The sequence below is a fragment of the Enterobacter sp. SORGH_AS_0287 genome (assembly GCF_031453695.1).
In the GTDB taxonomy this organism is placed as follows: Bacteria; Pseudomonadota; Gammaproteobacteria; order Enterobacterales; family Enterobacteriaceae; genus Enterobacter; species Enterobacter ludwigii.
Window position 1 is genome coordinate 934,651 of the sequence record NZ_JAVIZW010000001.1, and the last position, 26,344, is coordinate 960,994.

At 50.7% G+C, this 26,344-nt stretch carries 29 protein-coding genes and 1 pseudogene; 16 read left to right on the forward strand and 14 right to left on the reverse strand.

The annotated features are described in order from the left end of the window. Positions 1-7: 7 nt before the first annotated feature. Positions 8-556, reverse strand: coding sequence for a TetR/AcrR family transcriptional regulator (locus QE396_RS04420; RefSeq protein WP_032681991.1), 549 nt, complete (start codon positions 554-556; stop codon positions 8-10). Positions 557-796: 240 nt separating this feature from the next. Between QE396_RS04420 and QE396_RS04425 the strand changes: the two genes are divergently transcribed. From QE396_RS04425 to QE396_RS04440, 4 genes are all read left to right on the forward strand, one after another. Then, the gene (locus tag QE396_RS04425) at positions 797-1,576 is read left to right on the forward strand and encodes an SDR family oxidoreductase (protein WP_047356802.1); all 780 of its coding nucleotides are present in this window, start codon (positions 797-799) and stop codon (positions 1,574-1,576) included. 98 nt (positions 1,577-1,674) lie between these two features. Then, positions 1,675-2,493 carry an oxidoreductase gene (locus QE396_RS04430; RefSeq protein WP_309950088.1) on the forward strand — a complete coding sequence of 273 codons (819 nt, stop codon included), beginning with the start codon at positions 1,675-1,677 and terminating at the stop codon, positions 2,491-2,493. A 4-nt stretch (positions 2,494-2,497) separates the two neighbouring features. Beyond that, positions 2,498-2,908 carry a hypothetical protein gene (locus QE396_RS04435; RefSeq protein WP_309950090.1) on the forward strand — a complete coding sequence of 137 codons (411 nt, stop codon included), beginning with the start codon at positions 2,498-2,500 and terminating at the stop codon, positions 2,906-2,908. Next, positions 2,905-3,924 carry an NADP-dependent oxidoreductase gene (locus QE396_RS04440; protein ID WP_309950093.1) on the forward strand — a complete coding sequence of 340 codons (1,020 nt, stop codon included), beginning with the start codon at positions 2,905-2,907 and terminating at the stop codon, positions 3,922-3,924. Before QE396_RS04435 ends, QE396_RS04440 begins: the two co-directional genes overlap by 4 nt. 87 nt (positions 3,925-4,011) lie before the next feature. Here the strand turns inward: QE396_RS04440 and attM are convergent, their stop codons facing one another. Beyond that, on the reverse strand, positions 4,012-4,803 hold the full coding sequence (gene attM, locus QE396_RS04445) for an N-acyl homoserine lactonase AttM (protein WP_032680856.1): 792 nt from the start codon (positions 4,801-4,803) through the stop codon (positions 4,012-4,014). Between the two features lie 161 nt (positions 4,804-4,964). On the opposite strand from attM, the gene QE396_RS04450 reads away from it, so the two are divergent. After that, positions 4,965-5,864 carry a LysR family transcriptional regulator gene (locus tag QE396_RS04450; protein ID WP_309950096.1) on the forward strand — a complete coding sequence of 300 codons (900 nt, stop codon included), beginning with the start codon at positions 4,965-4,967 and terminating at the stop codon, positions 5,862-5,864. Between the two features lie 161 nt (positions 5,865-6,025). On the opposite strand, the gene QE396_RS04455 is transcribed toward QE396_RS04450, so the two are convergent. After that, positions 6,026-6,928, reverse strand: coding sequence for a LysR family transcriptional regulator (locus QE396_RS04455; RefSeq protein ID WP_309950101.1), 903 nt, complete (start codon positions 6,926-6,928; stop codon positions 6,026-6,028). Positions 6,929-7,026: 98 nt separating this feature from the next. On the opposite strand from QE396_RS04455, the gene QE396_RS04460 reads away from it, so the two are divergent. Next, entirely contained in the window at positions 7,027-7,749 is a 723-nt protein-coding gene (locus QE396_RS04460) for an SDR family oxidoreductase (RefSeq protein WP_047366395.1), read from the forward strand. Positions 7,750-7,890: 141 nt separating this feature from the next. On the opposite strand, the gene QE396_RS04465 is transcribed toward QE396_RS04460, so the two are convergent. From QE396_RS04465 to QE396_RS04475, 3 genes are all read right to left on the reverse strand, one after another. After that, positions 7,891-8,637, reverse strand: a complete 747-nt coding sequence (locus QE396_RS04465; protein ID WP_014170417.1) for an SDR family oxidoreductase — start codon at positions 8,635-8,637, stop codon at positions 7,891-7,893. Between the two features lie 102 nt (positions 8,638-8,739). Next, the gene (locus QE396_RS04470) at positions 8,740-9,621 is read right to left on the reverse strand and encodes a helix-turn-helix domain-containing protein (RefSeq protein ID WP_020882400.1); all 882 of its coding nucleotides are present in this window, start codon (positions 9,619-9,621) and stop codon (positions 8,740-8,742) included. Positions 9,622-9,639: 18 nt separating this feature from the next. Then, a complete protein-coding gene (locus QE396_RS04475; protein WP_309952583.1) occupies positions 9,640-10,182 on the reverse strand; it encodes an NAD(P)-binding domain-containing protein in 543 nt (180 codons plus the stop codon). Between the two features lie 198 nt (positions 10,183-10,380). Between QE396_RS04475 and QE396_RS04480 the strand changes: the two genes are divergently transcribed. Then, entirely contained in the window at positions 10,381-11,271 is an 891-nt protein-coding gene (locus QE396_RS04480; protein WP_232946894.1) for a LysR family transcriptional regulator, read from the forward strand. Positions 11,272-11,317: 46 nt separating this feature from the next. On the opposite strand, the gene QE396_RS04485 is transcribed toward QE396_RS04480, so the two are convergent. Further along, positions 11,318-12,094: a MipA/OmpV family protein gene (locus QE396_RS04485; protein WP_126488221.1), complete on the reverse strand. Its 777-nt coding sequence runs from the start codon at positions 12,092-12,094 to the stop codon at positions 11,318-11,320. 105 nt (positions 12,095-12,199) lie between these two features. Between QE396_RS04485 and QE396_RS04490 the strand changes: the two genes are divergently transcribed. Together QE396_RS04490 and QE396_RS04495 are read left to right on the forward strand one after the other, a co-directional pair. Then, the gene (locus QE396_RS04490) at positions 12,200-12,886 is read left to right on the forward strand and encodes a response regulator (RefSeq protein WP_020882404.1); all 687 of its coding nucleotides are present in this window, start codon (positions 12,200-12,202) and stop codon (positions 12,884-12,886) included. Beyond that, positions 12,883-14,085, forward strand: a complete 1,203-nt coding sequence (locus QE396_RS04495; RefSeq protein ID WP_309950107.1) for an ATP-binding protein — start codon at positions 12,883-12,885, stop codon at positions 14,083-14,085. The genes QE396_RS04490 and QE396_RS04495 overlap by 4 nt, the downstream gene beginning before the upstream one ends. Positions 14,086-14,332: 247 nt before the next feature. Here the strand turns inward: QE396_RS04495 and QE396_RS04500 are convergent, their stop codons facing one another. After that, positions 14,333-15,223, reverse strand: coding sequence for a GNAT family N-acetyltransferase (locus QE396_RS04500; protein WP_041162683.1), 891 nt, complete (start codon positions 15,221-15,223; stop codon positions 14,333-14,335). Between the two features lie 248 nt (positions 15,224-15,471). Between QE396_RS04500 and QE396_RS04505 the strand changes: the two genes are divergently transcribed. The 3 genes from QE396_RS04505 (at position 15,472) to QE396_RS04515 (ending at position 17,950) form a co-directional block, all read left to right on the forward strand. Continuing rightward, positions 15,472-15,819 carry a MerR family transcriptional regulator gene (locus tag QE396_RS04505; RefSeq protein ID WP_025203954.1) on the forward strand — a complete coding sequence of 116 codons (348 nt, stop codon included), beginning with the start codon at positions 15,472-15,474 and terminating at the stop codon, positions 15,817-15,819. A 37-nt stretch (positions 15,820-15,856) separates the two neighbouring features. Then, positions 15,857-16,609: a glucose 1-dehydrogenase gene (locus tag QE396_RS04510; RefSeq protein WP_113656299.1), complete on the forward strand. Its 753-nt coding sequence runs from the start codon at positions 15,857-15,859 to the stop codon at positions 16,607-16,609. Between the two features lie 135 nt (positions 16,610-16,744). Further along, positions 16,745-17,950: an FAD-dependent oxidoreductase gene (locus QE396_RS04515; RefSeq protein WP_309950113.1), complete on the forward strand. Its 1,206-nt coding sequence runs from the start codon at positions 16,745-16,747 to the stop codon at positions 17,948-17,950. Positions 17,951-17,989: 39 nt separating this feature from the next. On the opposite strand, the gene QE396_RS04520 is transcribed toward QE396_RS04515, so the two are convergent. After that, the gene (locus QE396_RS04520) at positions 17,990-18,886 is read right to left on the reverse strand and encodes an AraC family transcriptional regulator (protein WP_086532429.1); all 897 of its coding nucleotides are present in this window, start codon (positions 18,884-18,886) and stop codon (positions 17,990-17,992) included. Positions 18,887-19,060: 174 nt separating this feature from the next. Here QE396_RS04520 and QE396_RS04525 point away from each other — a divergent pair, with 174 nt between their 5' ends. Continuing rightward, positions 19,061-20,002 (forward strand): MBL fold metallo-hydrolase, encoded by a 942-nt coding sequence (locus tag QE396_RS04525; RefSeq protein ID WP_309950117.1) that lies wholly within the window; start codon positions 19,061-19,063, stop codon positions 20,000-20,002. 106 nt (positions 20,003-20,108) lie between these two features. On the opposite strand, the gene QE396_RS04530 is transcribed toward QE396_RS04525, so the two are convergent. Both QE396_RS04530 and QE396_RS04535 read right to left on the reverse strand, forming a co-directional pair. Further along, the gene (locus tag QE396_RS04530; protein ID WP_309950120.1) at positions 20,109-20,876 is read right to left on the reverse strand and encodes an alpha/beta hydrolase; all 768 of its coding nucleotides are present in this window, start codon (positions 20,874-20,876) and stop codon (positions 20,109-20,111) included. Between the two features lie 75 nt (positions 20,877-20,951). Beyond that, positions 20,952-21,773 carry an alpha/beta fold hydrolase gene (locus QE396_RS04535; protein ID WP_047356786.1) on the reverse strand — a complete coding sequence of 274 codons (822 nt, stop codon included), beginning with the start codon at positions 21,771-21,773 and terminating at the stop codon, positions 20,952-20,954. A gap of 140 nt (positions 21,774-21,913) precedes the next feature. On the opposite strand from QE396_RS04535, the gene QE396_RS04540 reads away from it, so the two are divergent. Further along, a complete protein-coding gene (locus QE396_RS04540) occupies positions 21,914-22,393 on the forward strand; it encodes a MarR family transcriptional regulator (RefSeq protein WP_309950125.1) in 480 nt (159 codons plus the stop codon). Positions 22,394-22,520: 127 nt separating this feature from the next. Continuing rightward, the gene (locus tag QE396_RS04545) at positions 22,521-23,180 is read left to right on the forward strand and encodes a DsbA family protein (RefSeq protein WP_032680874.1); all 660 of its coding nucleotides are present in this window, start codon (positions 22,521-22,523) and stop codon (positions 23,178-23,180) included. 77 nt (positions 23,181-23,257) lie between these two features. On the opposite strand, the gene QE396_RS04550 is transcribed toward QE396_RS04545, so the two are convergent. Beyond that, the gene (locus tag QE396_RS04550; protein ID WP_032669825.1) at positions 23,258-23,863 is read right to left on the reverse strand and encodes a hypothetical protein; all 606 of its coding nucleotides are present in this window, start codon (positions 23,861-23,863) and stop codon (positions 23,258-23,260) included. A 589-nt stretch (positions 23,864-24,452) separates the two neighbouring features. Between QE396_RS04550 and cspA the strand changes: the two genes are divergently transcribed. Further along, on the forward strand, positions 24,453-24,665 hold the full coding sequence (gene cspA, locus QE396_RS04555; protein ID WP_014170400.1) for an RNA chaperone/antiterminator CspA: 213 nt from the start codon (positions 24,453-24,455) through the stop codon (positions 24,663-24,665). A gap of 166 nt (positions 24,666-24,831) precedes the next feature. Here the strand turns inward: cspA and QE396_RS04560 are convergent, their stop codons facing one another. Further along, the gene (locus QE396_RS04560; protein WP_226778040.1) at positions 24,832-25,746 is read right to left on the reverse strand and encodes a mechanosensitive ion channel family protein; all 915 of its coding nucleotides are present in this window, start codon (positions 25,744-25,746) and stop codon (positions 24,832-24,834) included. Further along, a pseudogene (locus tag QE396_RS04565) lies at positions 25,668-26,088 on the reverse strand (hypothetical protein). The gene QE396_RS04560 and the pseudogene QE396_RS04565 overlap by 79 nt, the downstream one beginning before the upstream one ends. Between the last annotated feature and the right edge of the window lie 256 nt (positions 26,089-26,344).

Genomic DNA, 26,344 nt, shown 5'->3' on the forward strand with positions numbered 1-26,344 from the left:
AAAATATTCACTCTTTTCGCGGCTCCTCACGCAGAATACGCGAGCGGCAGACATCCAGAATTTCGTCAGCGAGCGCAGAATTATCCGGGCAGGCACGGGACAACACCAGAGCCCCGACAAGATGTGCAAAGGTGTCTATCAGGTCAGCACGTGAGACATTTTCGTCGCTTAACATTGCCAGCTGGCGTTCAACCCCGGCTGCAAATGTCTCTTTGATGGACTCAGACTGACGGGCGGTGTCGGTGCCCAGGGCAGACATCACACAACCCCTGGCCATATCATCGCGATGCTGTCGGGAGAGGTAATATTCAATGAATTTTTCTCGATCCACACCCGCCAGGTTTTCCGCGGCGTGTACAAAACCACAGTTCATGGCTTCTGACATCAGGTCGGCCTTTGAACCAAAGTGCTTATAAAACCCGCCGTGGGTTAAACCCGCCGCAGACATCAGCTCCGCCACGCCCACGCCGTCATAGCCGCGCTCACGAAAAAGTTCTGATGCCGTTTCAACAATGCGCATTCGGTTTTCCCGAACCTGCTCTTTTGACACTTTCATGCGTTCCCGCCCCCTTACAAAACAAGGCTCAATTATACATTGATGATGATCATAATCAAACCAGTTGACTTTATAGATTATGATCATCATCATTAAATCCATGTCCCCGACGGCGCTTCGCAGAGGTATGCGCGCTCTGTCAGTCTGACTGAGATCAGCAAAGAGAGCCGGACATATCCCCGGATTTACCTGCATCGAACAGTGCAGATTCTGTTCAACATTTAATAAAGAAGATCACATATGACGAAAACTTCAGTTCTCATTACAGGCGCATCGACGGGTATTGGTGCTGTTTATGCGCAAAGATTTGCGAGCCGTGGACATGACCTGGTTCTGGTTGCCCGCGATAAAACAAAATTAGACGCACTCGCCGAGCGTCTGCGACAGGAGAAGGGCGTTTCTGTAGATGTTCTGCCAGCCGATCTCACTCAGGCAGCGGATTTAGCGACGGTGGAAGCTCGTCTTCGTGAAGACGAAAAAATAGGGGTGCTGATTAACAACGCAGGCATGGCACAGTCGGGCAATTTTACCGGCCAGACGCCTGAGGCAATTGAGCGTCTTATCGCCCTGAACGTCACTGCGCTGACGAGGCTTGCCAGTGCCGCGGCGCCTCGGTTTGTCAAAACCGGAGAAGGCGCAATCGTCAATATCAGTTCCGTCGTTGGGCTCGCCCCGGAATTTGCCATGACGGTTTACGGTGCCACCAAAGCCTTTGTGCTTTTCCTGTCGCAGGGATTGCATATTGAGCTGTCCTCCGCGGGCGTTTACGTCCAGGCGGTACTTCCGGCCGGCACTTACACCGAAATCTGGGAGCGTGCAGGTATTGATATCAGTAAGGCGCCCGAGATGATGGAAGTGGGTCAGTTAGTTGACGCAGCCCTGGCCGGCTTTGATCGTCGCGAACTCGTCACCATCCCTCCTTTACAAAATGCTGCCCACTGGGATGACCTGGAGAAGGCGCGTCAGGCTCTGCTGGCGGATATCAATCAGGCTAAAGCGGCAGAACGGTACACAGTGTAGCCACGGGGATTCGGCATAACCCTATGCCGCGTTGTTTCCCTGCAGCGTGTTGTTGCGCTGCAGGGTGAGCAGGACTCCATCAAGAGAGCGTAGTGAGAATGACAAAAAAACGTGTAGCACTGGTGACCGGAGCTTCTTCGGGGATCGGTGAGGCGTCGGCTAAAAAACTGCTTGCCGCGGGGTATACGGTCTATGGCACCAGCCGGCGCGGTGCGCAGGCAGGCACGCATCCCTTTGCGTTATTAACGCTTGATGTGACGGACGATGCGTCCGTGAGCGCCGCCATTGAGGCGTTACTGCACCTGGAAGGGCGGATAGATTTGCTGGTGAATAATGCGGGCTTTGGGGTTGCTCCTGCGGCCGCGGAAGAAAGTTCGATTGATCAGGCCAGGCGTATTTTCGACACCAACTTTCTTGGCCTGGTCAGAATGACGCGGGCAGTGATCCCGCACATGCGCCATCAGGGCAGTGGCCGCATCATCAACATTGGTTCGATATTAGGGATTGTCCCGCTACCGTACGTGGCACTGTATGCAGCCAGTAAGCATGCGGTTGAAGGGTATACGGGCGCGCTGGACCATGAACTGCGCGCACAGGGTATCAGGGTTTCCGTGATCGAGCCGGCTTATATAAAGACACAGTTCGACGCAAACAATTTAGAACCTGACGCGAAGCTAGAAGAATATGAACCGCTCCGGGCTAAGCTGAACAACGTCGTCAGCAAGGCAATGGACGAGGCGGAACGTCCGGAAGTGGTGGCTGATGTGGTGCTAAAGGCTGCCCAGTCTTTACGGCCTAAGGTGCGTTATACGGCGGGCACGCTGGCGGGGAAACTGAATTTTATTCGCCGCTTTGCGCCTGCTTCACTTCTGGACAAGGTAGTACGCAACAGTCTTCAGCTCGACGCGAAAGAATAAGAATATGAAATTTTCTCAACTGGCTATTCTGACTGCCGGGTTGTTTTTCATCCTGACGGCGATATGGATGTTCTTCCCGCAACTGCTGTTAACGCAGTGGGGAATCACGCCGACACCGGGAACTGATGTGCTCGGCCATCGCTCTGCCGCCCTGTACGCGGGCCTGGGGGTGATGTGTTTATTCGCCAGGCATGCAGAGCCCACGCTGGCACGCTATGCCCTGGCAGCAGGGATCGGTACGTTATGTTTGATTTTAGCCGTGTCCGGCGTTGTTGAGTGGTATGCAGGACACGTTAATGGGCAGATCGTTATTGCAGTATTTATCGAGCTATTCCTGGGTATCGCTTTTTTACTCAGCAACAGCGTTGGTAAGAAACACGCCACCGGCAAACCCGGCAGAGTAAAAGACAAATGAATAAGAAGACGATGAAAGCATTTACGTTCAAACGCTATGGTAAATCCCCTGAACTGGGATTCGACGACGTCGATTTTCCCTCCCCTGGTGATGATGAAATTCTGGTCAAAGTGTATGCAGTAGGTCTGAACCCGATCGATAACATGATCCCGACCGGCATGTTCAAACGTGTTCTGCATTTCAGTCTCCCCGCGACGTTGGGCAGTGACGTGTCCGGCGTTGTCGTTGCCACAGGACGTCGCGTGACGCGTTTCAACGCAGGCGATGAGGTGTTTGCCAGTATTTTTGACAGGGGAACGGGTTCGCTTGCTGAATTTGTGCGGGTGCCAGAAAACCTTGCAGCGTTAAAACCCGCCACTCTGGATTTCGTACAGGCAGCGTCGCTTCCGATGGTCGGTCTCACCTCCTGGCAAGCGCTGACGGAACGCGCGAAGCTGCGAGCGGGGCAGAAAGTATTTATCCCGGCCGGCTCCGGTGGAATTGGCAGTTTTGCTATCCAACTGGCAAAACACCTTGGCGCAACGGTAGGGACGACAACCAGCACCGCCAACATTGACTGGGTGAGCCGCCTTGGTGCAGATGAGGTGGTTGACTATAAAAAGCAGGAATTCGAAAAAGTGCTGAGCGGCTACGATATTGTCCTCGGGACTATCAGAGGTGACGCGATTGAGAAATCCACCCAAATCCTTAAACCGGGAGGGAAGATAGTTTCCCTGATCGGGCCGTTAGATACGGCTTTCGCACGGGAAAGACACCTTAATGTGTTCCTGCGTTTCGTATTAGGACTGATGAGCCGCAAAATCATGCGACTGTCAAAAAAACGAGGGTTAACCTATTCGTTTCTCTTTGTCCGCCCTGATGGCAGCCAGCTTAGCCAAATCGCTGAACTCATGGACGCTCAACGCATCAAACCCGTTATCGACAACGTTTTCCCCTTTGCCGAAACTGGCGACGCCTTCGCCTATCTGGCTCGCGGGCATGCAAAGGGGAAAGTGGTGGTTAAAATTCATGAGTGATAGCAATGAAGGCTTGCCTCTGTGCTAAGCATAAATGACCAGGGTTATCGCCTCAGGGAAGAGGTATTGTCACTATCACCGTTCGTATCAGTTATAGCCCTCCGTCTTCATCGCATAATGCGGCCAGATATCAGGATCGTGCCCGGGAATAATTTCCGCATTATGCATCTGGGTAACCACTCTTAGTTTTGCCACCGATCGTGCCACCTCACTGGCCGATGTCATCAAGCCAGGCAGGGCTTTATCCTGAAAATGGTCAAGCGTATAGGCAGCATCTATCGCCAGGGTGAACGATTTTCCACTCGGCAAGGAGACGACAAAAGATTGATGACCCGGGGAGTGGCCTGGTGTGTAAATAATTTTCAGAACGCCGTCGCGATACAGATCAAAACCGTCATCGGCATCTCCTGCCAGAAACTGCCATTTGAGACCTTCGCGATGAAAATCTTTCCGACAGTAGGCCCCGGCGGTAAACCAGTCCGGTGAAAAGGCATAGTCGTACTCAGCACGCTGCACAAGATGAGTGGCTTCAGGAAAGCGGCCAATCGCGCCGGTATGGTCAGAATGGAGGTGGGAGAGTAAAACATAACGCACCGATTCTGGCCTTATTCCGAGCTTCGCCAGTTGTCTTCTACAGCCCTGGTTTGTATCCATGATGGGGTGATACTGGTCAACAGTCGGTCCCCAGTAGGCGCGGGGATCCTTCAGCCCTTCCACCGCAAGACCACCGTCAATAACAACATTCCCCTGCGGATGCGTCAGTAAAAACCAGGGGACAGGTATAATGTAGTCGGAGCCTTCACCCTGATTCATCCTGATATCGTGATATTTACAACGCTGATAGCCCGACTGGAACATATAAAGCCTGATATCTGACATGCTTCTTTTCCCGTAAAAAATGAAATGTTCTGTACGCCATAGCTACACCAGCCGTGGACGCACAGATTTTCATTAACAGAAGGGCCTGGCAGTAGAGGGGCGGGACCACTTTCATTTATCGGTTTTACCAATATAATCGGTGAATGGATTTACTTACGGCAATGCGTATTTTCATTCGGGTGGTTGAGCGCGGAAGCATGTCTGCCGCTGCGCGCGATCTCGGCATCGGACAGCCGGCGGTCAGTGAAAGGATAGAGCGTCTGGAAGCTCATCTTAATACCCGCCTGCTGCGACGTCACACGCGCCGAATGTCTCTCACCAATAGCGGGACGCTGTTCTATGAACGGAGCAAAAGCGCCGTTGCAGCGGCTGACCATGCGCTGGCAATCGCGGATAATGGTGAGGCAATTAGTGGAACCCTGCGCATTGCCGCACCCTATGGTGCCGGGGAAGAGTTACTTATGCCCGCCCTGCTTAAACTGCAATTGGCCTATCCGGGCATAAACATAGATCTGGTGCTCAGTGACAGAGTGACGGACCCGGTCACCGAAGGTGTGGATATCTCGCTACGTCTTGGTGAGGCGGGGGAAGGATATTATGTTGTCCGCCCGTTGGGGAAAATTGAGCGGTTGCTGGTGGCCTCTCCCGAATATTTGCAGCGTTATGATATGCCCCGTACACCGGGTGAACTCGCCCGACATGCGTTTGCTCGTGTTTCGGGCCTGTTTATGAATAACCATGTGACGCTGATCGCGCCTGACAACGCGTTACTCACCGTCCCTGTGAGAATAACATTCACTTCCAGCCACTGGCGGCCGTTACGTACTGTGCTTCTGGCAGGAAGGGCAATCGGGGTATTGCAGTCTCCGGTTTGCCGACAGGAGATTGCCGACGGGCATCTCGTACCTGTGTTACCCGACTACCTTGTTCCTTCATTCCCTGCATATCTACTTTATCCCCCGGCTAATATCATCTCCGCTGAAACACGAGCATGTGTCGCTTTCCTTGAAAACGAACTTCGCACAAGCCTTACGCGCTCGGTAACAAAAGGGCAGCCATAGTTCTCAAACTCGAATATGAGGCTGTTAAATAAACGGTTGAACAAAATTTCTTGCCCGCCTGAGGTACACCCCGGTTAATGGCTTGCCCAGTCGAGCATGCGTCATTCGCTGCTACGGTGCGGCAACTCTCCGGAAGCTAAATATTCTGCGCGGGTTTGAAACTACTGCAGTGACGTCTTCCCCCACTGCCTGACGTGTTCAATCAGAGCCCGCAGCTTGGGGGCCATATTTCGACGTTGCGGGAAGTACAGATAAAACCCAGGAAAAGGCGGAAGAAAATCATCCAGTAATGAAACAAGCTGTCCTTTTTCAATAAATGGCCTGAATGTTTCATAGGTTGCAAAGGTAATTCCTCCCCCCGCAAGCGCGAGCCTGAGCATGAGACGGAGATCGTTGGTGGTGATATGCGGTTCAACCGCCACGTCGAAAGGTATTCCCGCTTCCTCAAATTCCCAGCGATAGGGCGCGACGTCTGGCGATGGGCGCCAGCCGATACAGCGATGGCGGATAAGCTCTCGCGGATGGCGAGGTGCGCTGTGGGCCGCCAGATACGTTGGTGATGCCACCACCACTTCCCGTTGCTGTCCCGTCAGAGGGACAGCAATCATGTCTTTTTCGATCACGTCACCGAGCCTTACGCCGGCATCATAGCCCGCTGCCACAATATCAAATTCGTCATCCAACACGACGATATCGATGGTGACGGCAGGGTTAGCGGCTGCAAAGGACGCGAGCAGAGGGCCTGAAAGAAATTCTTCTGCAATTGAGGTGACAGCAATTTTCAGATGCCCTCGCGGCCCGTTGTCAGAGAGAACGTCTTCGCACGCCGCGTCAATCGTTGATAGCGGTACGGACAACGATTTTCGCAGCCGTTCTCCCGCTTCAGTCAGGTTTACCGAACGTGTGGTGCGCATGACAAGCAGGGTCCCGAACGTATCCTCCAGGCGTCTGATCCCCTGGCTGACCGCCGATCGCGTCACGCCAAGACGTTCGGCGGCAGCGCTGAAGCTACGTTCCTCCGCGACAGCCAGAAACAGAGGTAAAAGATTAAGGTCAATTTTCATTGTTTAGGATTGCTAACCAGTGTGTACACCAGAGGCAGGATACACGAAACAATAACCGCGTTCTATTATCCCTCTGAACTCAACTGAAGGAGTAAGTCATGGATAAAGTCATCTTGATCACCGGTGCATCCAGCGGTATCGGAGAGGGTATTGCACGAGAGCTTGGCAATGCAGGCGCGAAGTTGTTACTTGGGGCACGCAGGAAAGATCGTATTGAAGCTATCGCTGCAGAAATCCGCAGTACAGGCGGGCAAGCGGAAGCCTGCGAGCTGGATGTCACAAATCGCCAGTCGATGTCTGATTTCGTGCAGGCGGCACTGACTACGTGGGGGCGTATTGACGTTCTGATCAACAACGCGGGAATAATGCCCCTTTCTCCGCTGGCAGCGGGTAAATATGATGAATGGGAACGTACCATTGATGTGAATATCAAGGGCGTGCTATGGGGGATTGGCGCCGTGCTTCCCACCATGGAAGCGCAGGGCTCCGGTCAGATAATCAATATTGGCTCTATCGGCGCGCTCTCTGTGGTGCCGACAGCTGCCGTCTATTGCGCCACAAAGTTCGCCGTTCGGGCGATTTCAGATGGCTTGCGACAGGAAAGCGCCAGCATCCGTGTCACCTGCGTCAACCCCGGTGTGGTGGAAAGCGAACTTGCCTCGACCATTACTCATCCGGAAACGCAGGCGGCAATGGAGGTATACCGTTCCATTGCACTCCAGCCGGCTGATATTGCCCGCGCTGTTCGGCAAGTGATTGAAGCGCCTGAAAATGTTGATACAACAGAAATCACGATTCGACCTACCGCGTCTGCGAACTGAACTGGCTAACACATATGCACCACGAAAGCTGCCTGTAAGGCAGCTTTTTTTGTCGCGTCACAGGGTGCAGGGTGAAAATTGTATGTGTATTGAAAAGGTCATAACGCGGGCCAGACAACCGGTTTGGCCCGCATGACAAACTTACCACTGCTGCTCTGTGGGCATGATGAACAATTCTGCCACGTTGACATGGTCCGGCGCGCGCAGCACATAAAGGATGGAATCAGCAATATCCTCTGACTTCAGGAACGTCATGTGTTCCTTCAGGTTTTCCATCTGTGCACGGTAGTTTTCGTCAGTAATGTGCTCGAATAATTCACTTTCAACCGCGCCTGGCTGAAGTGAGGTTACGCGAATATTGTATTGAGACGAAAGCTCCATGCGTAATACATCTGAAAATGCGGCTACCGCATGTTTCGTCGCGCAATATACCCCGAGTCCAGCGAACGTTTTTCTGCCCGCAATCGAGGACGTATTGATGATATGCCCTGACTTTTGCGCTTGCATCACAGGGAGTACCGCGGCAACCGTGTTCATTAAGCCCTTAATATTGACATCAACCATACGATGCCACTCCTCCAGTTTGAGACTGGCGATGTCTGAAATGGGCATGAGTCCGGCATTGTTAAAGGCGATATCAATATGGCCATAGGCGTCGTGCAGTTTCTTCACGCCGTCGAAGACTGACGCCTGGTCAGTCACATCCATTTCCAGCGCAATGGCTTCTCCGCCGAAGGCCTTGATTTCTGACACCAGCGCCTGGAGACGATCCCGGCGGCGGGCCGCGAGTCCCACTTTGACCCCCTCTCTGGCCAATTTAATGGCGGTGGCTGCGCCGATACCGCTTGATGCACCGGTCACGATGGCTGATTTACCGTTGAGTTCCATGATTAATCCTCTTATGCGTTTGTTTCAGCGCTTCAGCAAAGAACATCTGAAGTTCGGGTCAATCATGTCTGCAAATGGCACTCTCTTCGCGCGGTGGTTTGCTCACACTGTCGGTGTTTTGCTACGCATATTTTCGTGGCGATACTGAGAGGGCGAAATACCGGTGTGCTTGCGGAATATGGCAGCAAAATGGCTGGGGCTGTTGTAGCCCACGGTCAGGGCGATGCTGATCATCGAATCCTCTGTCTCGGACAACAGGCGGCGCGCCTCTTCCATTCGCAAGCGGATAAAATAATGGGAAGGCGAAAGCCCGGTAGACTGTTTAAAGACCCGGCTGAAATGGAATTCGCTAAGCTCGGCAAGGCCAGCCAGACGTGCTAAGTCAAAGGGGTGAGCCAGCTCTTCATGCATCGCCTTAAATACCCGGTGTAATTTATATGCCTGCAACCCGCCGTGGTGTCGCTTTGCCGATGTCCGGTAAGCACGGGAGAGATGTACGGCAAGGGCTTGAGCGATACCCTGGATGTAAGGTCCACTGGGTGGGTGCTGAAAATAAAGCTCTGCGCGCATAAGTTCCAGCAGGGCTGACAGTGTTTCATCGCGTTCGCCCGACACTTCCCGCAGCTCAATGTCCTGCATCATGGACACACCAATATAGACGTGCATAACGATGAAAGGGCAGTCTGGCTCGGCTTGCCATCTCATCTCTGTCGGAGAGGTGTCGGTCGTGAGAAAAAAATCACCTGCGGTAACGTGGTTTTCTGACCACTCTCCGCCCAGAGGCCGTTCTTCAACGACGGCCCGTCCAGAGAGTATCCAGACAATAAAAGGCTCTGGCACGGCCGGGATAATAACGTTGTCCTGCCTCTGCCGGCGCGCCAGAATTTGAATGAAGACATCCCGGGAAGATTGTGCCCGATGTTCCTTGAGCAATTCGCCCGGAATGTACGCTTCGAATGATTCAGCGGAAGTACGTTGAGCCATATTCGTCAATAACGTCTCTTAAGCCAGTTTCACAAGGTTTAGCGCGGGAAGGGGACCACCTGGGAATTGTTGCAGATATCCCCCCATCTCAAGACTCCCTAAGTCTATACTGGCGAAGCCCATTCGGGTGGCTAATTCCTCGACGTCCGCTTTTGCATCAGCGTGGTCGCCGGACATAAAGACCACGCGGCGTCCGCCAGATTGGGACGGGTCTTGCGCAAGAACGTTTGCCAGAAGCGTGTTGAAGGCTTTGACGACTCGGGCTCCCGCTGCCCATTCTGAAACGCGCTGGGATGAATTTTTACCCCCCAGATCTGCAAGGGTGTAGCCCGGCAAAAGTACCGGGTTAGTCGCGTCAATCAGAATACGCCCCTCCCAGTTCAACCCACTTAATGCGGCCTCGGTTCTGTTCCAGTTGGTACTTATAAAAACGATTTCGGCTTCGGCAGCCTGATGTACCGTTCCGGCGCGAGCTTTGTCGCCCAATGCCTCAATCACTTCAGCCAGGCTGTCCGGGCCACGACTGTTACTGAGGATGACATTCATGCCTGCGTTGACCAGCTAGTGGGCAAAAGCTTGTCCGATGGCGCCTGCACCAATAATGCCGACAGTATTTGTTTTCATAATTTGTTTCCTTAAATGAACAGATGCGTTGATGTGTTTGGCTACGTTGCTTGAGAACATGAAAGGAGAATAGTGCTCACCGATCTATCTGTGTAGCCTATATAATTAGATGGTATACATCTAAAGGGGCGATACATGCTGGATGGTATGTCGATTGATCAACTGCGTACTTTCATTGCTGCGGTTGATGAAGGCAGTTTCTCGGCCGCAGGTCGCAAACTTCGCCGGGCGCAGTCCGTCGTTAGCGCTACGCTGGCAAATCTGGAATCTCAGGTAGGCTTTCCTTTATTTGAGCGAACGGGACGTTACCCGAAACTGACGGAGGCGGGGGCAGCCTTACTGGAGGCCGCACGCCATACGCTTGCCGGAATGGACGCGTTTAAGGCTAAGGCGCGTATCCTGGCAGAAGGCCTGGAACCCGAACTCGCCGTGTCTGTGGATGTGATGTTTCCGATAGAGATCCTGACCGCAGTCGTGAAGGAATTTCATCTGGCCTTTCCCGGCACACCGTTGCGTCTTTATGCTGAGGCGCTGGGGGCGGTACTTCAGCCGTTGCTGGCCGGCAACTGTCGGGTCGCGATTATCGGCTCGCTACCGGATGTTCCGACCGGGTGTGCCTCTGAGTTCCTGCTCAGTGTTCCTGCCGTGGCTGTGGTCTCACCCGATCATCCTTTGGCTAAAATGGCTGGCCCAATTCTTCGACCGGTTATGGAGAACGCTGTGCAGCTTGTATTGGCTGACCGCTCATCACTCACGGCGGGTCGCAACTTTGGCGTGATGTCGGCTAAGACGTGGCGTTTGGGTGACATGGGGGCAAAACATGCATTCTTGCGTGCGGGCCTCGGTTGGGGTTATATGCCTTTGCCTATGGTTGAGGACGATCTTGCTAATGGCAGACTGGTTATCCTGAACCTGGAGATGCAGCCCGATGTTGGCCCTGGTTTTTCCATGCATGCGGTACATATGACGCAATATCCTCCAGGGCCAGCCGGACGCTGGTTTATTAATAAGCTTAAAACGCACTAAACCAGGTTATCTGGCAGTCAGAGCACCAGATAACCGATATCCTGCATCAGAATGTATAAAATGCCCCGACGGTAAAGAGAAGATATTCATCCTTTTGCACAATGGGGCTGCTGCTTACACGGTCTGCAAGCGTGATATACCCTAAATCCGCATAGCCGGACCAGTTATCATTAAATGTGTGTTGCCAGTTAATATCGTAATTCACACTGTTTAATCCGCTACCCGCGTTGAAAGACCTATATCCGGAATGGGTACTCTGATTTTCATTCACCCCAAACCAGGTATTATTATACCGTGCGTCGCCGTATTTTCTTTCGGTACTGATTAGCAGGGTATCTGTGTCGTTAGCAAAAAGAACGACATTAAGTTTAATTTTATATTGCATTCCCTGGCTTTCAGTCAGCGGTGCCGTAATATTTCCCTCAAAGCCTATCCAGGGTGCCATCCACCATCCTGCCGTGGTGGTGGTATTCATTACGGTATTAATCTTACCCATACCTTTAAGTTTATCAGAGCCTTCCTGAAGCCAGGCGTTTCCGCTATCCGTGCGGCCAAGGGAATACCCCAGAGCTTGCCCCAGGTAAACGCCATTACTGAACTGATGGGAATAGACAATGCCTTTGTCGGTATTGACGGACCAGTCATCGTAAGTCCATCCGAAATACGGCAGCGTATTGACATCATATTTATTCGAGCCGGTATATTCAGGCGCATATTGTGAACCCACGCCAATCGTGACATAAGATGCTTTTTTATCTGATGATGCCTGTGAAGCGAACGATGCTGCGATGAGTGTTACTAAGGCGATTTTTATTTCCTTCATAAAACTTCCTGAATGAATTATGCTTATATCTATGAATTGCGGAGTATGCGGGCGGTCAATCAATATTCCTGCAAGATTTAATCAAGATTCCATCAAGGTGCGAATGTGAAACGTGTTTTAATTATTGAAGACGATTTGGATGCCGCGAATGTGCTTGAGGCTTACCTTAAGCGCGATCAGTTTCAGACCTCTTCGGCCAGCAGCGGTAACCGGGGGCTCGAACTGGCATTCAGCTGGAAGCCCGACATTATTTTACTGGATGTGATGTTGCCCGGCATGAGCGGGAACGATGTTCTGCTGGCCCTGCGCCGGCGCAGTGATATTCCCGTGATTATGATCACCGCCATCCGCGACGGCAGCGACAAAATCAGTGCCCTGCGATTTGGCGCGGATGACTATGTGGTGAAGCCCTATAACCCGGGTGAGGTGGTCGCCAGAGTCCATGCTGTACTCCGTCGTTATTCCGGCGAGCGCAGCAGCACGCTTATTGAGTACCGGGGACTGCAGGCAGATACAGAGTCCATGACGGTAAGCGTTGAGAGCGAGAACGGGCAACGGACAGCGCTGGATTTAACGCCGACGGAACTGTTGCTGCTGATGACATTTCTTAAGTCACCGAATAAGGCTTTCACCCGTCAGGCGCTTCTTGAAGCGTGTCTCCCAGAAAGTGAAGCCCTGGAGCGCGTTGTGGACACGCATATCTATAACTTGCGAAAAAAACTCGAGTCAGCGGGGCAGACTGATTTGCTGATAAACGTACGAGGGATCGGTTACCGATTTGCAAATGCATGAAAAAGTTTACGTTATCTCCACGAGGCGAACCGAGTACGCTGTGGAACTGGATATGCAAGCGGCTGATATCTCTGGCAGTCGGAAGTATTATTCTTATCGCCTTTTTTATGTGGGTGCGATTTTTTGTTGAAAACAAATGGCACGCCTACCGGATGCCAGAGGCCGTCAGTGCTGAACTCTCCGTTCTGAGCAAGCACCCTGAACAGAACATCAACCGCTATCATGAAATTATCGACACCTGGTATGGGCTGTCCTACTCAGATCCGACGATGGGGATTAAGGACTGGGTGATTCTTGGCATCCTGGTTCTGATATTCATACCGATTATTTTTATGCTTACGCTGAAAACAGCGCGACCCATTTCCCATCATATTAGCCGGCTTGCCGGTGCGGCACGGTCTGTTGCTGAAGGCGGGTTTGGGACCCGTGTGCCCGTCCCGGACAATCTGCCGCTTGAATTGCGTAGCCTCAGCGAGAACTTTAACGGGATGTCGATGCAGCTGGAACGCTACGAGAAAGATTTGAAAAAATCGCATGTGATCATGGCACATGAATTGCGCTCGCCGCTGACGGCTGCCATCGGTCGTCTGCAGGGCATTATGGATGGCGTATTTGAACCCAGTCAGGCCCAGTTGAACATGATTATGCAGCAGATGAATGATTTAAACAGACTGGTTGACGATCTGCATCTGTTAAAACTGGCTGATGCCAACCAGCTGAATTTGAGCCTGGTATCAACCAGCCTGGACCAGATAATCCGTGAGAAAGTGGCATGGACGATGCCTTCAGCCCAAAGGGTGGGCGTGAACATTATCTACCATGAGGGGGAATCTGTGACCTGTCGGGTTGATCCGTACCGGATAGGCCAGGTCTTTTTGATCCTGATGGACAATGCGCTGCGTTACGCTGCGGAAGGGGGCATCTTGGATATTCGTTATTATGTCAGCGATAAAAAGGTATCCGTTATTTTCCGCGACAACGGTCCGGCAGTCCCGGACGCACTGCTTGAAACCATATTTTCACCGTTTGTGCGTGAGGAGCAGTCCCGTTCACGACATACCGGTGGGTCCGGGCTTGGGCTTTCTATTGCCCGAGCGATATGCGAGGCGCATCGCGGTACTATCTTTGCAGAACGGAATGCCAGCGGAGGGCTATCGTTCACGATGACGATACCGCTAAGCGAAAAGGAACAGCATTGACGGTTCCTTAACAAAGGGTGAACTGAATCTTGTAAAAATTGAGTTTAAATACATGGTAAACGGGGGTTTACCATGTCACCTGAATTACTTCTCTCACTGCTTTCTGCCTTTCGTAAAATGGTACGATGTGGATGTTTTTTACTGTACATCGCACCGGTGATTGTCATATTTCAGATTATCATTATTGTTTTATTGGATGCGCCGAAAGGAGATAAATAATTGTTGAGGGCAGGGCGGCGAATACAGTTCAAAGAACCAGTGATTTACCTGTGGGCTGGGTTTCGGCCCAAAGCAGTTTATAGTCCCATTTTTTATCATACAATCCGATTGAAAATTGCATTGCCTTATTTTCATTGCGACATACTTCTCGTGCATCAACAATATTTTTCCACATGAGCAGACTTCCTGGGCTGAATGCGGTGATCGACGGGTCAATCCCTCCGTTAGGAACATCAAAATACAGGCTTTTTTCACTACGTGCACACAGTACGAGATCTATCGCAACGGGGGCACCTTCAAAGAAAAGTACATTGCCGGTGACCATATGTGGCAGGGCGGTTAACAGTTCAGTGATGTTTTTCCTGTTATAGCATCTGACGCTGTCAGCAAAACGCAGCCTGAAAAGATGCACGTAAATATCAGCAATATCCGCCGGTGACATCTCTCTGAGCGGTATGCATTCTCCGCCCGCAGCCAGCATTTTTTTTAGCTCGCCATTTCTTTTTTTCACCGTTTTACCTGAGAAAGACGTTTTAATCAGGCAAACCTTACGTTTTTCACGAAAAGCATAGGTGGCATTTATTATATTCCCACGCAGCGAAGAAGACAGCCGGTTTGTTTTTACTGGCAGAACGATTTTTTGATCGGCAGCCATGGGGATAATAATTTCATCATAAGATACCGGGTAATCGCGCCAGACATTCAGGCCGAAGGTATTTTCATCACTGGTAAAGTACGCTGCGGTGACCTCGCCATCGCGTCGGTAATGCCAGAATGCGAAATCTTTTTCCTTCTTCTGCATAAAGAAATTGATAATGTCGGGGTGAGTATTAACACTGCCGCCGTACTTATAATAAGCCGCCTGGTAATGCGTGAAGTTTGAACGTTCCCATCCAAAAAGCGAATGTCTGAAGCCCATTATTGTTTCTCCTTGCAATCTCATCAGAGGGCGCTGTCAGCGCCGGGCAGTTCTGTCTGAACAGGCTGATTATCCCGACCGTTAATCAATAAACGGTCAAGGCAAAATCAAGATTGCTGCAATCTTCGTTGGCGGAGTTAATTTTGCCTGTCTCAGGAAATATCTGCTTACATTCCAGCTAACGCTATGCTCTTTACATTGACACTAGTGTCAATGTTGTAGAGTGCATCTATGACGAGGAGAAAGGTATGCGACCATCTGAACTGGCGGCGCTCACTGGCGTCAGCACCCGAGTGCTCAGACATTATGAAGCTAAAGGACTGATTGTTTCTCAGCGGTTGGACAACGGTTATCGGAATTACGACGCGAAAGACGTCGAGAAAGTGAGATGGATAACCTCGCTTTTAAAATGTGGGTTCAGTACCCGACAGATTGCAGAGCTGGAAAAGTTTTCTCAGGTAAGCGACATGGATGATGCGCGTTTTATCCAGTGTCTGGCGCAGCACAGAGAAAAACTTCGGGCCCTGGACACGCTTATCGAATTACTTAATGAACGCAGAAATACACTTGCCACGCGTATTCACGCCTACGAGTGATCGCTCTGTCTGAGCAGTAATAACAGGAAATATCATCATGAAACAGTTAGACAATAAAGTCGCGTTAATTACCGGAGGCAGTAGCGGTATCGGACTGGCCACGGCCAAACGGTTTATTGAAGAAGGTGCAAAGGTGATTATCACTGGCAGGAATGCAGAAACCCTGCAGCAGGCGATGAATGAACTCGGTGACGATAATGCACTGTCAATACAACACGATATCGGTGACATACGAAGCCATGAAAACCTCTTTCGCATTATTAACGAAAAATACGGCAAGCTGGATGTGATGTTTGCAAATGCCGGTGTTATTGTGCTTTCCGATTTCCCGGCTTCCTCCGAAGATGATTTTAATACGCAGTTTGATATCAACGTAAAAGGGACGTTTTTCGCCGTGCAACAGGCCCTCCCGTTAATGTCCGACGGTGGCTCGATAATATTAACGTCCTCCATTGCGCATTATAAAGGGTTCGATGGACACAATATCTATGCCGCCTCAAAAGCCGCGCTGCGATCTTTTGCCCGCAGCTGGACGACCGACCTTAAAGGCCGTGGGATCCGCGTGAATTGCCTGAGCCCAGGACCCGTCGCCACACCGATTATCAGTAAAATGGGCGTTTCCCTGAGCGATCGCGAGATTTTTGACGCCAGCATCGCAAGTCGTATTCCGTTAGGTCGTTTAGGCAAACCTGACGAGGTGGCCGCGGCAGCGCTGTTTCTTGCATCGGATGAAAGCAGTTTTATTTCGGGTATCGACCTGTCTGTCGATGGCGGGATGGGGCAAATTTAGCGACGCGTGCAGCGCTGATAAAAAACATCAAATTTGATTAAAGCACATCAATTTTGCTAGAGCAGGCAGGTTTGACTTTCACTACTCTTGGTGCGGTAACGACATTTTCATCATCCGCTGTTAACAGGTATCACTATGAAAAAACGTATTATTATTGCCGGTTCGGGTTTTGCAGGTATGTGGGCCGCCATTTCAGCAGCAAGGCTGGTACATATGGAAAAGGCAAATGATCGGATTGAGATTTTTTTGGTTTCTCCGGAACCTGCATTAACCATTCGCCCAAGATTGTATGAAGCCGTACTTGAAAATATGGCACCCTCTATTCTGCATGTTCTTGAGGCTGCGGGTGTGCACTATATTGCCGGTTATGTCACCGGTATTGATGCAGAAAATAAAACTATCTCGGTAAAAAAAGAGAGTGGCGAAACCTCAGTTAATTTTGACAGTTTTGTGCTGGCCACCGGAAGCCAGGCATTTCACCCTGAACTGCCGGGGATCACGGAATACAGTTTTGACGTGAACTCATTGAATGCTGCTCATGAACTGGAGCAACACCTCATGTCGTTAGCTTCAGAGCCTGATTCTGTCGCACGAAATACTGTTGTTGTCGCCGGTGGGGGCCTGACCGGGCTTGAGACCGCCACTGAAATGCCGGAACGCCTCAGAGACCTCTTGGGTTCGGAGCACCATTTGCAGGTTATTATTGTGGACAGTTCGAACAAAATTGGTCAGGCGATGGGCGAGGATGTCTGTGAGGTCATCAATCAGGCGCTGGCCAGTAATGGCGTGACTGTACGAACGGGCGTCAGAGTGCGCGCAATCAACGCTGAGGGGGTGATGCTTTCGGACGATGAATTTATCCCCAGCAAAACGGTGATATGGACGGCGGGAATGCGGGCCAGCGCGTTAGCCGGGCTCATCCCTGGCGACCACGATAATCTGGGCCGCGTTATAGGGGATGCGTATCTGCGGGCACCTGGCGCCAGGGGTATCTTCGTTACCGGCGATACCGTAAAAGTCCCTACGGATGATGAAGGTAATTATAACGTCATGTCCTGCCAGCATGCGATGAGCCTGGGGCGCGTCGCCGGTCATAACGCGGCAGCAGAAATACTGGGATTACCGCTGCATCTTTACAGCCAGCCAAAATATGTTACCTGTCTTGATCTGGGCAAATGGGGGGCGGTTTACACGGAAGGCTGGGATCATCAGGTTATGTACCAGGGCATGGAAGCGAAAAAAATAAAGCAGGAAATTAATACTCAGTGGATTTATCCGCCAGAACCCGACAGAGAGAAAATGTTTTCTGTTGCTAACCCTGATTATATTATTGTTCCGTAACAGGCCATCTCTGTTGATGCTGCCTGGCGGCAGGCAGCATCAACGCGTGTTCTTTTTTTCACGCCATTGACCGGGGGTCAAGCCTGTTATTTTTCTGAAGGCCTGGGTAAATGCATTTTGCGAGCCATAGCCGCTTTCAATGGCAATTTCTGTAATCAGTTTATCGGTGTGTTGTAACTCGTGGAAAGCGCGTTCCATTACGCGCTGCTTAAGCCACCCGTACGGGGTTAAGCCGGTACTGTTTTTAAAGGCACGGCAGAAATGAGCTGAGGAAACTCCCAGCTCAAGAGCCAGCGATTTAATCGTGACATCCCCTATGGGGCTGTTATCCAGTTTTTCCAGCGCCATTTTTAATGCGCGCGAAGACAATACTCCTTGCGACTGACCTGCGGCTGTCAGCGTGTTGGAGTGGTTTTTTATTAACTGTAATATTAATGACAGTGTTAAGTGCTCGCAGAGCAGTTGGTTAATTTTGTTATTGTCCGAAATGATTTCCGCAACGGCCAGCGTAATTTTTGATGCCGTCTCATCAAAATGCGCTGTGCGTAAGAGTAACTCTGCAGTGGGTATCTCCATTTGATTCAGAAGATCGGCGAAAATATTATCAGGAATATATAAATGCATAACATCTACAAGACCAGCAATATCCCAGCGAGATGTACTTCCCTGAGGAATTGTCGTGATGGCGCCTTTCCGGATCGTGTTTTTAACGATTTTATTTTCTGTTTTTCGCTCAACACGCTGCATATGTCCAACGTGAGCAATAATCACATGTTGATCGAGTGGCGGGATAGTTTCATGCAATGGCCCATGCGGCCAGTGATAACAGCGAATTTGCAGCGCATCTCCACTGTCTATGCCTAATTCAGGTCGGTTCTTTAATACCTGAGCCATTTTATGAACGGCATCGTCAAGAGGATTGTCATGATTTTTCATGAGTATACCTGTTAATAACAGTGGGCATCATAAGAGTATAGCGATGTTTTAACCCTGTTTCATTGTGTTCTGTCTGCATGTTTATTTTTGATGATGGGAAATAACAGAGGGGAAAAAGTCATTTCTACGGTGTGTATACCCTTAAATCGATTAATTATGTTGTCTGGAGGAAATATGGCGATATCTAAGAATGATGCAGCGTCGTTAGCTCCTGTTAATGGCACCTCGCATGGGGAAGCCGTTTATGAAAAGGTGCCATCACGTTATGCACTACAGGTCGGTAAGATTGATGTTCTGGTGATCAGTGACGGCGTGTTGTCATTACCTGGACCCATGTTAGGTCATAACGCGGAGGCCTCCGAACGTACCCACTGGTTTGAAGATAAGTTTCTGCCTGCCGATTTTCTCGACTGGGCATTAAATGTGGTTCTCGTGCGTAGCGGTGACCGGACGATCCTGGTTGATGCAGGGATGGGGGAGGCTTTCCCTGATTTACCCCGCGCCGGTCGGACGGTTAACCGCCTGGCGTCAGCGGGGATAGATCTTGCCAGCGTCACGGATGTGATTATCACGCATCTGCATATGGATCACGTTGGTGGGTTGCTTATTGAGGGTGTGAAAGCGCGCATGCGGTCAGACCTTCGCATTCATGTCGCTGCTGCTGAGGTGGAATTTTGGCGTGACCCTGATTTTTCACAGGTTTCCATGCCGCCTGGTTTCCCGGAAGCACTGCGCCAAACCGCTACCCAATTTTTGGAAGCGTACCAGACTCAACTGCATACATTCGAAGAGGAATACGAGGTTGCACCCGGCGTGCGTGTCGTTCGTACAGGCGGGCATACTCCCGGACACAGCGTGGTAAGGATGGCCTCTGAGGGGGAACGACTCACCTTTGCCGGCGATGCTATTTTCCAGGTTGGGTTTGAACATCCTGACTGGTTCAATGGTTTCGACCATTATCCCGAAGAAGCGGCACAGATTCGCATTCGTCTGCTGCAGGAACTGGCAGATAACAGGGAGTCATTGATCGCTACTCATCTCTCATTCCCGTCTGTCTGCCATGTTGCTGTCGACGGCAATACGTTCCGTTGCATCCCGGGTCCCTGGGATTATTAAGAATACCGCTGATGTCATTTTCACGGATACCGGCAGGAACATAAGAGGCATTACTTATACGGCCATCCCTCAGACGAGGGATGGCGTTCAGGAGGGAGAGCGATGTTTACTTCGCCGCTTCCTCAATAAGTGTGGCGACATCCTGCGGATGAGAAACCATCACGACATGGGATGCGCCCTTGATCACCACGGTGTGTTTTGAGCCCGCGCGTTCAGCCATGAATCGCAAACCCTGGGCGGGGATATTCTTGTCGCCGTCACCGTAAATGAAGTAAGAGGGCAGTTTTTTCCAGGCAGGCGCACCTGACTTTTCAGTTAAAGCCGCTTCGGTAATCGGTCTTTGCCCTGCGGCCATCAGCGCCGACTCTTTAGCTGAAACGTCATGTGCGAATTGCTGGTGGAACTTCGCCTGGTCGATGGAGAGAACGACGCTACCATCAGCCAGCTTCACCGGTGCGGCGAGCGCCTGGCCAAGCGTGCCGCCAGGGAATTTTCCGGCCAGGTCGGCCGCCGCTTCACCGGCATCCGGAGCAAATGCGGCGACATACACCAGCGATTTCACATTGTTTGTATCACGGGCCGCGTTCGTAATGACCTGGCCACCATAGGAATGGCCGACAAGGACGACCGGCCCCTTAATATTGTTCACCACGGAAGAGACGTAAGCCGCATCAGTCGAAACACTGCGCAGCGGATTCGCCGCAGCGACGACGTTATACCCGTCCTTTTGCAGGATTTGGGTAACGCCATTCCAGCTAGAAGAGTCGGCAAAGGCACCATGAACCAGGACAACAGTCGGCTTAGCGGTTTCTGCGATAGCACTGGCAGACAGCAAAACGGTGGCAACGGCAAGGGAGGCAGCAAATTTGGACATGATCGTTCCTCTTTTCAATTCAGTTTAAAGGCTATGCATATGATGGTTGCGGCCTGTCTGGAACAGGCCACCTTGTTAGCTGCGAATAAAGGCCAGTACGTCAGCGTTAAAGCGATCGGCTTCTGTCTCCGCCAGTCCATGTGAACCGCCGGCATATATCGTCAGCGTCGCATTCGCGACGATCTCAGCGGCGCGGTGTGCAGATGCCTTAATGGGGACAATCTGGTCGTCGTCGCCATGAATAATCAGGGTAGGGCGATCAATTTGTTGCAGGTCGTGTGTGTAATCGACTTCAGAGAACTCATGGATGCAGTCATATTGCCCCTTAATACCGCCCTGCAGGCCGATTCTGCGGAAGTTTTCCCGCAACCCGTCATTGGTGGGGACATGGTCACGGTTGAAGCCATAGAACGGAACCGTCAGGTCGAAGAAAAACTGTGAGCGGTTTTTGGCCGTGCCTTCGCGGATAGCATCAAACACCTCCATCGGGGTGCCGTCAGGATTGGCATCCGTCCGGAGCATCAGAGGAGGGACAGCGCCGACCAGAACGACTTTAGCCACACGTGAGGTACCATGACGACCGATATAATGTGCAACTTCGCCGCCCCCTGTTGAGTGACCCACTAAAATCAGATCCTTCAGATCCAGCGCCTCAATCAGCTCAGCGAGATCGTCCGCATACTGATCCATATTGTTACCGTGGAAAGTCTGGTCCGAACGCCCGTGGCTGCGACGGTCGTGTGCGATGACCCGGAAACCCTTCTGGCTGAAAAACAGCATCTGCTGATCCCAGGCATCAGACGATAACGGCCATCCATGAGCGAAGAGGATAGGCTGACCTGAACCCCAGTCTTTGTAGAAAATGCCTGTTCCGTCTGTGGTGGTGAAAGTTGTCATTTCGTTCTCCTGTCATGTGTTGTGCTATTAGTTTGTGTGCGACTTGTTTGTGTGCAAATGAATATGGCAGCCCTTTTTGCCTTTGTCAATCGCTTGCAATTAAATCGTATGCAAATTATTTTAGGGGGACTGGAGGACATATGACTAAACACACTACTTTCGAGGATTCCCTGCCCGATGTGCACGGTATGCTCTGTTTCTCTCTTTACTCAGCGGGACATGCTTTTACCCAGCTCTATCGTCCCATGCTCGATAAGCTTGGCCTGACCTATCCCCAGTATCTGGTGATGGTCACCTTGTGGAATCAGGATGGGCGAACAGTGAAGGAACTGAGTGGAATTCTTTTTCTTGAGTCCAGCACGCTGACCCCTTTACTGAAGCGGCTGGAGACTGCGGGGTTGATCACCCGGACACGCAATCCGAAGGATGAGCGCGAAGTGCTTATCCACCTAACGGAGAAGGGTGAGGCGCTGAAAAGCGAGACCAGCACTATCACGCGCTGTATTGTGGATACCCTTGGGATGGACGCCGACATCATTGCTGACATCAAAGCATCAGTTGATAAGATCCGTGACAAGATCCACCGTGCGCAAAAACCGGACGCCGATGACCTATCCTGATTGAGAGGCGGGCAGGGACATTCTGTCCATTCGTCCGCTCCATGAAACACTGAATTTACTGGAGGGCTGTTTTTCGCATTGAGGAATCTCATTATGATGAGTGCTGATGCTTACCAGGGGATACCGCATGCGCATTGACAATCTACAGTATTTTTTTGACCCACTTTGCGGCTGGTGCTATGCCAGCTCGCCTGCCCTGAACTACCTGGCGCAACATTACAGCGAAAAACTCACGTTAATGCCCAGTGGTCTATTTTGTGATGAGGGAGCCAGGGACATCACCGCCCAATGGGCAGAATATGCGTGGACAAACGATCAGCGGATTGCTTCGCTGACCGGCCAGCCATTCAGTGAGCGTTATCACCAGCTCCTGAACTCAGGTGCGCGCTTTGATTCGACGTTTATGAACCGGGCACTCACGGCTTTCCATGAAATCAGCCCGGCGGCAGAAGCAGGGCTGCTTCGTGCACTGCAACATGCCCGCTATGTACTGGGGCGTGATACCGCGCAAAGTAACGTAGTGGAAGAGGTCGGCATTGCCTGGGCTCGGGAAAATCACCTTGACCTTAACCCTAACGACTTTGTCGGGCGGCTTGATGCCGATGACGGGCTTCGCAGCCTGACAGACGACAGGATCGCTGACGTAAAGCGTCTTATGAATCAAAAAGGTTTCAGAGGGGTTCCACTGCTGTTGGTTACGGTTGACAGCACTGAGCACATTATTAGCGGCCACGATCTTTACGGCGGAGCAAAAAGCATCAGCGAGGCGCTGGCAAAGCTTGCATAGCCCACATCGAGGTTTCCGGTTTTACACCCCGGTGCTTCGTTTACCAGTGGTGTTTATCTCTCCTCCGAATACCAGAATCATTTCTGGCGGGGGAGCGACCGGAAAGAGCAGTAGTACCCTACAGATGCTATAAGGCAGAGCATATACCCGAATGACTCGCTGCCTTCCTCCACGACATTTTTGACCACCCTGACGTAGCTTTGATCAAGTATCGCGTACCATAACCCGTGCATTCCAAACAGTCGGGAGAAGACCAGGACTGCCAGCAGACCACTGAGCATCACGCCGTACCACGGGGTACGGGTATAGTGTGCGAGTTGTGTAAGGGTAAGACGATAATGGATAACGGGATAAAGCAAAGCGCAAACGGCGGAAAGCAGTGCAAACCATACCCAACTTCCGTGAGCCAGAAGATCGAAAAATGCATCCAGTTCTCGAATCAGCATCGAGAGGAAAAAGCCGCCAATCAGGATGTTGCAATAGCGCATGAATGCCCATTTCTTCGCCAGCAGGAAGTGTATAAATACGATGCCCCCTAAAACTGTTTCCTGCACAATTTCGGTCAGCGATATCTCCGGTATATCCAGATTAAATAAATAGATATCTGCCCACAGGCAAAGCACGGGCACAGTGCAGGCTGCTGACGCGAAGAGAAAGAAGAAAAAGCTTTTGAGCACAGACATTAACACCACCACTTTCATTCAAAACACCTATGATAAGTGGCTTCGAACGTAAATCTATTTCACTTTGTGCGCTATAGGCATGAATTTTAAGCATTTTGAGCTACTTAGCGAGGGCGCATTAGCTTTCCACCTCAGACTTCAGCCTTGCATCAGAAATCCAGGTGTAAAGTTGCCTGAGCGATGTAATCCCATGCCACACGAGTTCAGCCTCTGGTTGAGCAGTCACGTGCATACGATGACCCATCGTCAGACGGGTATCCACCCTCAAAAGGGGCGGTATGCTTTAGCTAAACAGGGCGTGAATACGCTGTTCCAGCGCCTTAATTTTCATAGCCATTCAGCCGTCCGGGTGTTTAAGTGGTTATAATAAAAAATAAAAACTTTGCTTAAAAAAATTTTCTGTGCCTAAATAGCGTCATCGGTTTGGAATACAGACCTTATTAAAGCAGTTTAGTAAAGCAGTCCTCAGTTCAGGTGTTATCAATAGATACTCTTCTTCGTGAGCCTCCTCCTAAGTGCCAAATAAGTTACTCTCTAAATACAGGCCATCATCGCCGCGCTTAGTGGCTCAAAAAATAAGGAATTATCTATGTCTAATAAAATGACTGGTTTAGTAAAATGGTTTAACTCTGATAAAGGTTTTGGCTTTATCACTCCTGACGACGGCAGCAAAGATGTATTCGTACACTTCTCTGCTATTCAGAGCGACAGCTACAAATCTCTTGATGAAGGCCAGAAAGTGTCCTTCACCATTGAAAATGGCGCTAAAGGCCCAGCAGCGGGTAACGTTTCTCCGCTGTAAGTCGCGCACATTGTCGGTAAGCCTTACGATAGCGATGAAGACGCGAGTCTGAGCAGTTAAGCTTCACCGATAATAAAAAAACCCGCCGAGTGCGGGTTTTTTTATGGCTTCAGGATGGTGATAGGCTGTCTATTATTCCGTTTGACCGGCCTGTTTTCAAAAAAGCTTAACCTTCACCCGGAGGTGGGGTGCGGTCCCGAAGGCTGTGTTCCTGTGATAAACGCCAGAAATCATGTCCTGCCGGATACTGATATAAGCGGAGCGAGAATTGACCGGCGACAGCCGTGATGTATTCAAATATCGCTGACTGAGTATTTTCATACTCCATCCACAGTACGGAAGAGGTAAAGCAATAAATTTCCAGGGGAATACCCGACGGCGTAGGCTTCAACGTTCTCACCACAATATACATATCTTTGATAATATCAGGCCGATCGGCGAGCCAGGCCATCAGGTAGTGCCGAAAGAGCGTTAAATTTGTCAGGCCATTATCCATAAACCAACTGTCCGGTACGCCCATGGGATCACGCCCGTCGATGAGTTTTGCCAGCGGTTCATTCGTGCCGCGCAGGGCCAGCATCGGGGCCAGCGTTTCCTGCGTGAGAAATGTAACGGAGTGCTGATCGATCGTGGTACTGCGCATAATCCGGCGTGCGCCTGACGAAAACATGGCCTGCCAGTTGGTATACGTTTCGGTCAGAAAGTTTTTGGTCGGGATACGCGAGATCGTGTTATCCCAGTTACGGATAGTAATGGTGTGCAGCGCAATGTCGGTCACTTCACCACTCAGGTTTTTATCGGGCATTTCAATCCAGTCCCCCAACTGCAGGACGTCATTTGACGAAAGCTGGATATTGGCAACGAGCGAAAGCAGGGTATGCTGAAAGACTAACATCAGCACGGCCGCCACGGCCCCGAGGCTGGAAATAATAATCGCGGGGGATTTATTCGACATGACGGCAAGGATCATGATCGCGGCGATGACGTGAATAAATATTTTCCCTATCTGGATATAGCCTTTGATAGAGTGATTTTTGCGCTTCGTCTTGCGTAAATATGAGCTGTTGACAATATCCAGCATCTCATTGAAGAAAACCGACAGAAAAATAAAGAATAGAATCCCACAAATGGTATTTATTGCCGTCACCAGCGATGCAGGCATATTGGGCATAAACTGCAGGACGTAATAAACGATAATAACCGGAATGAAATTCGACAGCTTTTCGGCTATGCGACGATCTTTTTCCAGCGGGACATCCTGTTTATGGCTGGCAAAGAAGACCTTACGAACGATTTTTATGAGCAGGAATTTGCACATCAGGTGCGCAAAGAAACCTGAGATGACCAACAGAATAAGATTAAATCCAATGGCCAGAGCCGGATTGCTTTCTATAAATGTTAATAAATAATCCAAGTACACCATCGCTTATCGCCTGAATAAGTATGCCATTTTGTATTAACCTTATTCAAAAGATAAATACAAAGATTTAACCAAATCATATAATGGCATATCCGGTACAGACAAGTCCACGACCTGAATCCTAAGTCGCACAGACCTATTTTGTTTCGGTCGGTAACTTTATTTCCAGAACCGTTCCAGGCAATAAAAGCAGACGATGTCCACCTTCAGCATTTGGATCGCTAAAACATATATCCTCTCCCTGTTCGGTACCGAAGCA